12 protein-coding genes and 2 pseudogenes are annotated in these 9721 nt (G+C 47.8%); 5 read left to right on the top strand and 9 right to left on the bottom strand.

The features are described from left to right. Positions 1-286 precede the first annotated feature (286 nt). The 3 genes and pseudogenes from C7B65_RS29065 to C7B65_RS29845 form a co-directional block, all read left to right on the top strand. Positions 287-817, top strand: coding sequence for an ATP-binding cassette domain-containing protein (locus C7B65_RS29065; RefSeq protein ID WP_223257531.1), 531 nt, complete (start codon positions 287-289; stop codon positions 815-817). Between the two features lie 45 nt (positions 818-862). Next, positions 863-1003 (top strand): hypothetical protein, encoded by a 141-nt coding sequence (locus C7B65_RS29060; protein WP_223257530.1) that lies wholly within the window; start codon positions 863-865, stop codon positions 1001-1003. 100 nt (positions 1004-1103) lie between these two features. Beyond that, positions 1104-1766: pseudogene (locus C7B65_RS29845) on the top strand (HlyD family secretion protein); the annotation flags it as partial. Positions 1767-1874: 108 nt separating this feature from the next. On the opposite strand, the gene C7B65_RS29055 reads toward C7B65_RS29845, so the two are convergent. The 4 genes from C7B65_RS29055 to rph form a co-directional block, all read right to left on the bottom strand. After that, positions 1875-2642 carry an Nramp family divalent metal transporter gene (locus tag C7B65_RS29055; protein WP_317615851.1) on the bottom strand — a complete coding sequence of 256 codons (768 nt, stop codon included), beginning with the start codon at positions 2640-2642 and terminating at the stop codon, positions 1875-1877. Further along, positions 2639-3028: an AcaB family transcriptional regulator gene (locus C7B65_RS26190; protein ID WP_073075277.1), complete on the bottom strand. Its 390-nt coding sequence runs from the start codon at positions 3026-3028 to the stop codon at positions 2639-2641. The genes C7B65_RS29055 and C7B65_RS26190 overlap by 4 nt, the downstream gene beginning before the upstream one ends. A 132-nt stretch (positions 3029-3160) precedes the next feature. Further along, positions 3161-3589 carry an ATP-binding protein gene (locus tag C7B65_RS26185; protein ID WP_073075276.1) on the bottom strand — a complete coding sequence of 143 codons (429 nt, stop codon included), beginning with the start codon at positions 3587-3589 and terminating at the stop codon, positions 3161-3163. A 100-nt stretch (positions 3590-3689) separates the two neighbouring features. Next, on the bottom strand, positions 3690-4409 hold the full coding sequence (gene rph, locus C7B65_RS26180; RefSeq protein WP_073075280.1) for a ribonuclease PH: 720 nt from the start codon (positions 4407-4409) through the stop codon (positions 3690-3692). Positions 4410-4579: 170 nt separating this feature from the next. Here rph and C7B65_RS26175 point away from each other — a divergent pair, with 170 nt between their 5' ends. Next, the gene (locus tag C7B65_RS26175; protein ID WP_244913301.1) at positions 4580-4975 is read left to right on the top strand and encodes a DUF3119 family protein; all 396 of its coding nucleotides are present in this window, start codon (positions 4580-4582) and stop codon (positions 4973-4975) included. Positions 4976-5043: 68 nt separating this feature from the next. Next, positions 5044-6138 (top strand): DUF3086 domain-containing protein, encoded by a 1095-nt coding sequence (locus C7B65_RS26170; RefSeq protein WP_073075274.1) that lies wholly within the window; start codon positions 5044-5046, stop codon positions 6136-6138. A 113-nt stretch (positions 6139-6251) separates the two neighbouring features. On the opposite strand, the gene C7B65_RS26165 is transcribed toward C7B65_RS26170, so the two are convergent. The 5 genes and pseudogenes from C7B65_RS26165 to C7B65_RS26145 all read right to left on the bottom strand — a co-directional run. Then, positions 6252-6803, bottom strand: a complete 552-nt coding sequence (locus C7B65_RS26165; RefSeq protein ID WP_073075273.1) for a Uma2 family endonuclease — start codon at positions 6801-6803, stop codon at positions 6252-6254. A gap of 23 nt (positions 6804-6826) precedes the next feature. Next, a complete protein-coding gene (locus C7B65_RS26160) occupies positions 6827-7180 on the bottom strand; it encodes a DUF4870 domain-containing protein (protein WP_073075272.1) in 354 nt (117 codons plus the stop codon). A 124-nt stretch (positions 7181-7304) separates the two neighbouring features. Continuing rightward, complete coding sequence (locus C7B65_RS26155; protein WP_073075271.1) at positions 7305-8147, bottom strand: slipin family protein; 843 nt, start codon at positions 8145-8147, stop codon at positions 7305-7307. 120 nt (positions 8148-8267) lie between these two features. Continuing rightward, positions 8268-9065 carry a hypothetical protein gene (locus C7B65_RS26150; RefSeq protein WP_073075270.1) on the bottom strand — a complete coding sequence of 266 codons (798 nt, stop codon included), beginning with the start codon at positions 9063-9065 and terminating at the stop codon, positions 8268-8270. A gap of 78 nt (positions 9066-9143) precedes the next feature. After that, positions 9144-9614: pseudogene (locus C7B65_RS26145) on the bottom strand (GNAT family N-acetyltransferase); the annotation flags it as partial. Positions 9615-9721 lie beyond the last annotated feature (107 nt).

Below are 9721 nucleotides of genomic sequence, written 5' to 3'. Positions count from 1 at the left end.
CAACAAAAACAGTTCTCGCATCCGTAGTCCGCGAGTCGCGGGTCTTATTTTTCTCTCATGACATCACAACACTCAAGATAGTAACCTAAAATCGGTAACTTATTTACGAACGAGTCCTTAGCCATGCATCCAGCAGAAAATTTTAGTGTTGGACAACTGTTGGCCTTCAAAGCGCTGAATGATAACTTTTTGCAGCTAATTATCACCGTGATCTCTTTGGTGGATGAATTACCCGCGTTAAAGCAGCCACTCAACGCCTCCAGATGCAGCCATCGTTTGTGCAAATTTGCACTTTGACTACCCCGGACGATCGGACTTACTAGACAACTTCTCGATGCAAATTCCTGGCGGGCAGGTGACGGCGTTGATTGGTCAATCGGGCTGTGGCAAGAGCACTCTGTCTAAACTGATTGCCGGACTTTATATCCTTCAAACAGGCAACATTCGGATTGATGCCTACAACCTTCAAGATCTGGCTCTCGATAGCCTGCGCCGTCAGGTGGTGTTGGTGCCGCAAGATGCCCATTTTTGGAATCGATCGATTCTAGAAAATTTCCGTCTGGGGCAACCCGAAGCAGACTTTGAGCAAATTGTTAGAGTTTGCCAAACGACTGGAGCCGACGAGTTTATCAGCAATTTACCGAACAAATATCAAACCATTCTCGGCGAGTTTGCGACTAACTTTTCTGGTGGACAACGGCAACGCCTTGCTATTGCCCGTGCCCTACTCAATAACCCGCCTGTTCTAATTTTGGATGAATCCACGTCGGGACTAGACCCTATTAGCGAAGCAGCGTTGCTCGATCGATTGTTCTAACACCGCCAAGGCAAAACGACGATTCTGATTAGCCACTGTCCGGCGGTGATTCAACGCGCCGATTGGATTGTTTTGCTGGAACAAGGTCAATTAAAACGACAAGGGTCACGATCGGAGGTGTTGGCCCATGTCGGACAACACTTAGAGTTGCTCTATACTGCCGATTCGGCGCTTGTGAATCCTTAGGATTGTGAATTCAATCATATCGGTTACTAGCAACGCCAATGGGCACGGCAGTGCCATGCCCTTACACAGACTCCGGCTTTACTGTTGTTTTATCAGGTAAATGACTATGCTTAACACAGCGCATCCTGACAGCATTCGCACGATTAAAAGTGATGAATTTCTACCCCAAATCCAGCGCTGGATCTCTCTAGGTGGACTGTTATTAATGGGTGTCATTAGTATTTCTGTCATCCTCTCTGCCACCGTGAAATACAATATTGCGGTCAAAGCCAATGCGACAATTCGTCCAGTCGGTGAGTTACGACTTGTCCAGTCCATGACGGAAGGCAGCATCAAACAAATTGTTGTCACAGAAAACCAGGAAGTCAAAGAGGGAGACGCGATCGCCTACCTGGATGACACCAAACTGCAAATTCAAGCCAGCCAATTGCAAAACAGCATTCAACAAAGCCGACTTCAGCTTGCTCAACTAGATGCTCAAGTGAGATCAATGGACAGCCAAATTCTGGCAGAGTCGCAGTTGATCGATCGCGTCATAACGGCGGCAGAAGTTGAAATCAATCGATATCAACGGGGGTATGACGAGCGCCAACTCACGACCCAAGCTGACTTTCAGGAAACGAAAGTGGCCCTAGAATCGGCTCAAGATGAACTGACGCGCTATCAAGGCTTGGCAGGGACTGGGGCAATTTCTGAACTGCAACTCAAGCAAAAACAATCTGCCGTCCAAACCGCCGAGGCAAAACTCAACCACACCCAAGCCGCACTCAACCCCAGTCAGGCATCTGGGCGCGTTGCCCAAGAACAAGTGGCCCAACAGCAAGCACGAGGTAAAGCGACCTTGGCGAGTTTAAATAAGGAACGTCAGGCGTTAAATCAACGACGATCGGAGATTCAAAATCAACTGATTCGCGCTCAAAAAGACCTGGAACAAACGGTTCGAGAGATCAGAAAAAGTGTGATTCGCGCGCCCAGCAACAGCGCGATTAACTCCTAAGTATCCGGTGTCCCATTTGTCTTCTACGGCCCCAGATGAGTAAAAGTAAAATAGATAGGGACTGATCAATGCACCGAGAATGGCGACCGCAATAAATAAGTAGTGTGTTATGTCTTCTTGAGGTACAGTTGGCAAAAGTCCCTTAGCCACATCAGTCCATACTGGATGCAGTTTGAAGGTTGCCACGACAAACACTAATGTGATCAGACCCAGAACAGAAATTCCGTTTTCGATGAGACCGAAAGTGCCTTTCCACAACAGTAGCCAGATGGCAAACGCGACAGGAATCGCCCACCACTGAAAGCTAATTCCGGTGATTAACTGTAGAGCAATACAAACGCCGCCAATCTCAGCACCCAGAATCAGAAAATCAACAATGATTTCGGCAACGAGGGGGAAGATGTAGAAATTAAACCCAAACCGTTCACGCACCGCATCCGCTAAAGTATGTTTGCTGACTGCGGCTAAACGACCCGACATTTCGACCAAGAAGATCACGCAAATCGTGCCTAGAACGATCGCCCAAATTAACTGAAATCCAAATCCAGCTCCCGCTTCGGCAGCAGTGGCGATCGCGCCCACATCCAGAAATCCGCCAATGCTCGTCACAATGCCCAGGGCAATTTCTAAAAGCTTTTTCATGGCTGCTTTTCCTGAGCTTTGAGAGTGGCATCTAACTGCTGATAATGAGTTGAAAGCTGCTGAAGTGGAGCAGCGATCGCGTCTTTCTGATGACGCTCAATGGCTACCGTCAGTTGCTGAAGCGTTTGTTGAATTTGCTGAGTCTGCTGCTGTAGAGATTCAGTGAGATCTTTTGTTTCTCCAGCGATTTCTTCTTGGCTCTTTTTCAGCGTTTGCTCTGCGTAAGCGTCGGGAACAGTGCCTTGCTGCCAGGTCTCTCCCACCATTTGAGCGGTTGCTGTCCAAGACTGAATGCTTTGTAGGCTTTTGACCAGTTTTTCATGAGAGGACGATCGACTACAGGCAGCTAATCCCAACAGCAAACCGAGGAGCAGAATCTTTTTCATGAACGCTAACGATCTCCAAATAGCGCTTAGTAAATATATTCTGCTTCTTGAGGAAGGTATAACAGACTACCAGTGAAGAGATTTCTCTATCTGCAATTTTTCCTGAAGTTAGAGATCTATCGAGTTGAGTAGTCAGCCGCTTTTGTTGGTGTATTTGACAATCAGTAAGCAGTTGCGTTGCCCTTGTCGATCGTAACTCACCTGATCAGTCAATCGCCGCAGCAAAAACCAACCGTAACCCCCTTCTCGCAGCGTTCCCGGTTCGGGTTCTTCAAGCTTGTTAGGGTCAAACGGCTGTCCCCAATCCCAAATGCGAATCTCCATGCGATCGTCGTTCAACATCACCTCAATCTCGATCGAAGTCTCAGTTGATAGACCACAGTGAGCATGACGAACTGCATTCGTAAACCCCTCAGCTAGGGCGAGGTTTAAATGATACAACTGGTGATCGCGGCGGGCGATCGGCGAATGATGCTGAAACCAAAATTGCTCAAACCACTTCTGTACAGAGTTGAGGACAGTTAGCTCACTGTTAACCGTCAGATGATCTTGGTAAGACATGTCCAGTCCAAATCAGTAGGTTAAAGGTATTAAAATTTGCGGCAGTCAGACTTGATCTGACCTATCAACATGATTCACCGTTCTCAAAGAATTCGCAACCCTATTGCCCAAGAGCTTGACGCTGCAACGCTAGCAGTTCTCGAATTCCTTTCTCAGCGACATCCATAATTTGATCGAGTTGCTTGCGGCTAAAACTTTCTCCCTCAGCCGTTCCCTGCACTTCAATGATACCAAATGACTCATTCATCACGATGTTGCAATCGACATCTGCAATCACATCTTCATCGTAATTGAGATCTAAAAAGGCTTGGTCTTGAATCAGTCCTACCGAAGTTGCCGCGACTTGATGAACGATCGGCGATCGCGTCAATTCTCCACTTTCTAGCAGATGATTGATCGCATCCTGAAGGGCGATAAATCCGCCAGTGATTGCGGTGGTGCGGGTTCCGGCATCGGCTTGCAAGACATCGGCATCGATCGTAATGGTGCGTTCGCCCAAGGCTTGCATATCGAGGGTCGATCGCAAACTGCGCCCAATCAACCGCTGAATTTCTTGGGTGCGACCCGACAGTTTGAGAAACTCTCGCGATTGGCGTTCAGGCGTGGCTCCGGGCAACATCCGATATTCCGCGGTCAGCCACCCTTCCCCCTTGCCAAAGAGAAACTTGGGCACTTTCGGCTCAATGCTCACGGTGCATAAGACTTGTGTATCGCCACACTTTGCTAGTACCGATCCGGCTGCAAATTTGGTAAATCGCCGCTCAAACGAGACGGGTCGAAGTTGATCAGGTTGTCGATCGTCAGGTCGTGTCCAAGTCATGCTTATCACCTCAAATCCCTGACTAGGATAACTCTCTAGCGCCTCACTCATCGCCTCTAGCCCCTAATCTCTTCAGAATTTCCTCACCGAGTCGCTCGCTAAACTGACTCTCTGTCGGATTCGTCTCTAAAATAGGAACTGAAGTGACCTAAATTATGAGAGTAACCATTTTGACTACTGCTGCGAGTTCTAATCAAACGATCGAGTTAACTCCGAGCTACACGATTCCGATCAGTCTGGGGTTGGCGGCGGTGCCGTTGCTGTTTGTGCAAGTCTGGGTAAGTTTGGCGATCGCGCTTTTTAGTCTGTTTTTGCTGATTCAGACCGTGATGTTGCGTCTGAGGTTTACCGACACGGCACTAGACATTTATCGAGGCGAGACATTGATTCGTCGCTTTCCCTATCAAGAGTGGCAAAACTGGGAAATCTTTTGGTCGCCCGTGCCAATTTTATTTTATTTCAAAGAAGTTAAAAGCATTCACTTTCTACCGATTATCTTCGATCCAAAAACCTTGCGGACTTGTTTAGAACAGCGCTTTCCTAAAAACCAAAACGCTGACACCTGATTTCCTGTAAAGTACAGACGCAATTCACTGTATTCTTCCGATCCTTTAATCTCTAGACTGAACGCGCTATGAATTCTGACGAACTGCCGACCCAAGCCCCTGACGCGATCGAGGAAATGCCATTAGCATCGGCTGCTGACATGACGCAATCTGAACTGATTGAAGCGTCAATCTCTGAGCCAGAAATCGAAAATTTGGCGCAGCAAATTGCGGATTTAAAACAGCAAGAACAGGCACTCAAACAAGATATTGCGTCACTGCAAACCGTTCGCAGTCAACTGCAAGAACAGACTCTAGACGCTCAGGCAGCATTGGGAAGGCTCGTTCAAGATGGCTTAGGTGACTTAGACTATCGGCGGCAAACGCTGCAAATCGCGATCGAGCAATTAGAGCGTCGTCAAGAACGCATTCGCAACGAAATGCGAACAACTTTTGCCGGAACCTCGCAAGATATCGCCATTCGAGTGCAGAGCTTTAAAGATTATTTAGTGGGCAGTTTGCAAGATTTGGCACTAGCAGCAGAACGATTAGAGCTAGAAAAGCCGAGAGAGCCAGAACGAATGGTAGCGCCGATCGTTGAAGAAAAATCCCAAACGCCATCAGCTCCTAGATTTGCCGAACAAAGTTTTCAAGAGCAAACCAAGAAAATTCGTCATCTCATTGATCAGTTTCGCAATCAGCCCGACTATTATGGCCCGGTTTGGCAACTGCGACGTACCTTTGAGCCAATTCACGCCGAGCGAGTTTCTAACTGGTTTTTTACGCAAGGCGGACGGGGTGCGGTTCGCACGATGGGTTCACGGCTGCAAAATATTTTGGTGTCATCGGCAGTGATTTCGATTTTGTATCAGATCTATGGCGATCGTCTCCGCACGCTGATTCTCGCCAACTCTCCCGAACGTTTAGGTGAGTGGCGACGCGGCTTGCAAGATTGTCTGGGCGTTTCGAGGAGTGATTTTGGCTCAGATCGCGGCTTAACTCTATTTGAGACTCCAGAACCGCTGGCAATGAAAGCCGATCGATTGGTCAGAGATGGCTTGCTGCCTCTGATTGTGATTGATGAAACCGAAGAGATGATTAGTCTAGCAATGCTGCAATTTCCGATGTGGTTAGCGTTTGCACCTAACCCACAGCAGATGCAGCAGCAAAACTATTACTACTAGGGATTGTGGATTTACCCTCACCCTAGCCCTCTCCCCAAAGAGAGGGAGCTAGAGACTAAAAGAGCGATCGTCCCAACCAGGACGATCGCTCTTTCAGTCTCATTGAATTGACATTAATCGAACTCAGGCGACCACAAATCGGAAATTTTCACTTCCCAACTCGGTAGCAGATCGGGCAATGTAAGCACGTCTCCATCTCGCAGAGTTTCCGGTGGTTGCCCAGTGCGATAGACTTCTACCGTTTGGTTTTCTGGGTTAATAAAAGTTCCAACCCGTGTACCTAACTTGAGAAAGTCCTGAATTTTGTCTCTTAGCTTTTTAACGCTGTCACTTGGAGATTTAACCTCCACCATCAGATCAGGCACGATCGCGGCAAACGATCGCGGACTACGCCGTAGACGCTCCGCAAACACAAACGAAACGTCGGGCGATCGGACATCTGCATTTGGAAGGTCAAATCCTGCGCTCGAACCTGTAACGCGTCCTAACTTACGAGGCTTCGTCCAGTTCGCCAACTGACGACCAAACTCAAACGCCACCTCATCCGATTCATAACCCGATGGACTCATGACAATAATGTCTCCCTCGACCAACTCCATCCGCAGGTCAGGATGCTCAGACTGGAGCTTTTCTAAATCTTTGGCAGTCAGGGCGGTCGAAACCATAGCCAAGAGTCCTGTTAAAAGGTCTACAGAAGGCGGAAGATGAAGGGATAGCGGAATGGCTCATCGGGCTTGGTGAAGCAGTGAGCTAGTGCCCAAATCGTCAAACCCCAGTGAATTGCATAGCCCAGCGGAAACAGAATCCACCCCAACAACCCAAACGTCAACAGCGATGGAATCAGAATCAAAATGCCCCAAAACCACACATTAAAGTGAAAGTTAATCGATTCTTTGGCGTTGGCTTGAACGACGGGATCGTCTGAGATGAAGGTGATGGCGATCGGCACACCCACTGACAAAATTGTCGTACTAAAAAAGATGGCTCCATGAGACAGGCAGGATAGCAACCTGCGCTTGGCTGAATCGTGGGTTCCTTGCATCCTGGAATGGCTCCTATGAATAGTTTTTGCTTGACTCGATCGTATCGTCGATCGCGCAGCCGTCAGTAGTGGAGTTTACCGTACTTCCTCACTCAGGGAGTTTTTTCTTCAGATAGCTTTATTTTCACTCAACGTCAATTTCTTGAGGAGTTTTGGGTGTGAGAATCACCTCTGGGTTAAAGGGCTGAAGATTAGATGTAGAACCATTTTGTTGGAGTTGCTGGGGTTGGGTAAAATGCTGTGCCAAATTTACAAAATCGGAGGGCACCATGACGATCGTGGTCGTGTTATTTTCTGCCCCAATCTCAGTCAGCATTTGCAAACGGCGCAACTCTAATCCGATGGGGTTAGCGCTAATCATTCGAGCCGCTTCGGCAAGTTTTGCAGAGGCTTCTTGTTCGGCAGCAGCTTTAATGATGCGGGCACGTTTTTCTCGAATGGCTTCGGCTTCTTTTGCCATTGCCCGCTGCATCGTGGGCGGAATCTCGACATCCTTGGTTTCAACTCGCTCAATCACGATTCCCCAGGGTTCTGTGATTTCATCGACGATTTCTTGCACTTTGACGTTGATTTTGTCGCGGTTTTGCAGCACGTCATCCAAAATATTTTGTCCGACAACGTTTCGCAGAGTGGTCATTGCCACTTGATAGACGGCGGTTTGATAGCTCTCGACTTTGTTGATTGCCTTAGAAGGATCAAGAATGCGGTAGTAGAGAACAGCGTTGACTTTGATGGTAACGCTATCAGCAGTAACGGTTTCTTGTGGCTCAATGTTGACGGTTTTTGTTCGCACGTCGATCTGCACTTTTTGATCGACGAATGGCATAATCCAATACATGCCAGGCCCCATCACGCCTTTGGTGCGTCCGAGTCGAAAAATTACGCCGCGCTGATATTCTCGATCGATCTTCAACCCATTCAGCGACAAGATAAACAATGCACCAATTAATGCAGTTACAAAGCTCACTGTAGTATTCCTAACGCTATAGCTCTGTTCTAGCACGGCGATCGAGAAGCATACAGAAACGTAACCTTATCTAATTTGATTACCCGACAGATCTATGTAGAGGCACGACATGTCCTGCCTCTACTTACCCGCCATCCGATTGGTTCTAAAGGTCACGTTGGAGCCTTCTTGCGTCTGCTCTAACACCAACAAAGGCGTTGGTTTTGCCTTCTGATCCCAATGCATGTTGGCGATCCGTCCTTGAATTGCAGGTTGCCAAGTGTCATTTTCGTGAGTTGGGCTGAGAAACGTCTCGAAGCAGTCAATAATTTGATTAATCGTGACCGAAGTCGGCTGAGTGGGCAGTTTGAGAATCTTGATTTGAACGCGGAACAATACGCGCTTTGAGCCTTTGTTGACTCCATCTCCGGCCTCATATTCTAAGTCGAAGACTTCATCGACCTGTCGCCCGGTGCTGGCAATGCCGATCTCAGCTTGATTGGTCGGGTTTGCGCGCAGTGCCAGCGTGATTTTGTCTTTGACTCTGAGTTTGATCTGGTTGACGATCGCAAAGTGAAACACTTCTTCTGCCATTCGCATTCTCAGATAGTCGAGGTTAAACTCACGCGAGTGGATCAGATCGGGGTTACGCTCCATTTTGCCGATCATTTCAACGGCATATTTAAGCTTCTTTTTTAGTTCGCGATTTTTAAACGTCTCAAATTTCACCTGCTTTTTGAGTTTGCTGGCTTGCAGAGTCGAAAAGATGCCCAAGAAAACGAGCAGCAAAAACAGTCCACCTGAGGTTGCCATCCAAATCTGTTGCCCAGAGTCAGTAACGGCTGGGCTAGAAGCTGCGCTGGAAGAAGATTTGGTTTTAGCGGTCTTGGGAGGAACCTGAGCGAGCAAGGGTTCTACAAAAACAATCCGAGGTGACATAGATGATGCTGGCTAAGAATTTGAGTCGTTTTCAGAATGCCCCTGAATCAAGAGTAAACCATCATCTAGACAGAAAACTTAGCCTTCATTCCTGAGTTCGATTAGCAGTTCGATCGTACTCGCTCTAAAGCCGCAGTTCTCAAACAATTTTCGAGCGGCAGCATTTGCTATTGCTGTGTCGAGTCGAATTTGGGAAATGCCCAGTTGGGTGAAGTGCGCGATCGCTGCCTCTACAATCTGTCGAGCGATTCCGGCATGACGAAATTCTGGCTCGACCCAAAGATCATGCACAAATGCATAGTTTTTCAGCGTGTAAATCGGGATTTCTCGCTCTACGGTAGCGATCAAAAAAGCCACAAGCTGGTTCGATTCTTCGGCGACTAAAGACCAAACTCCCCGTGTCGAATTTTGCAACAATCCATACTTTTTGAGGTAAGTCCGACTCCAAGCCAGTCGGTATTCAACCTCAGTTTGCGAGGTGCTTCCGTGTAAAATCTCTAACACCTTGTCCGGCAAATTGAGAAGTTGCACTACTTTGTCATAAATCTCTTCAGTGGCACCAGAACCCCCTTAAATCTGACGTGAGTTGGACGGAAGATAGAAGCGCAAAAGGAAAGCTGAGACTACCTTTGAAAGTCATGTAAACCTTTTGAGTC

Source organism: Phormidesmis priestleyi ULC007 (assembly GCF_003003695.1).
GTDB classification, from domain to species: domain Bacteria; phylum Cyanobacteriota; class Cyanobacteriia; order Leptolyngbyales; family Leptolyngbyaceae; genus Phormidesmis_A; species Phormidesmis_A priestleyi_A.
The sequence above is the reverse complement of the archived record's forward strand: the minus strand, read 5'-3'. Positions and strand labels throughout refer to the sequence as shown.

Coding starts and splice junctions, on each gene's coding strand:
- C7B65_RS29055 (WP_317615851.1), bottom strand. CDS start 2,642: ATGAAAAAGCTTTTAGAAATTGCCCTGGGCATTGTGACGAGCATTGGC.
- C7B65_RS26190 (WP_073075277.1), bottom strand. CDS start 3,028: ATGAAAAAGATTCTGCTCCTCGGTTTGCTGTTGGGATTAGCTGCCTGT.
- C7B65_RS26185 (WP_073075276.1), bottom strand. CDS start 3,589: ATGTCTTACCAAGATCATCTGACGGTTAACAGTGAGCTAACTGTCCTC.
- rph (WP_073075280.1), bottom strand. CDS start 4,409: ATGACTTGGACACGACCTGACGATCGACAACCTGATCAACTTCGACCC.
- C7B65_RS26170 (WP_073075274.1), top strand. CDS start 5,044: ATGAATTCTGACGAACTGCCGACCCAAGCCCCTGACGCGATCGAGGAA.
- C7B65_RS26165 (WP_073075273.1), bottom strand. CDS start 6,803: ATGGTTTCGACCGCCCTGACTGCCAAAGATTTAGAAAAGCTCCAGTCT.
- C7B65_RS26160 (WP_073075272.1), bottom strand. CDS start 7,180: ATGCAAGGAACCCACGATTCAGCCAAGCGCAGGTTGCTATCCTGCCTG.
- C7B65_RS26150 (WP_073075270.1), bottom strand. CDS start 9,065: ATGTCACCTCGGATTGTTTTTGTAGAACCCTTGCTCGCTCAGGTTCCT.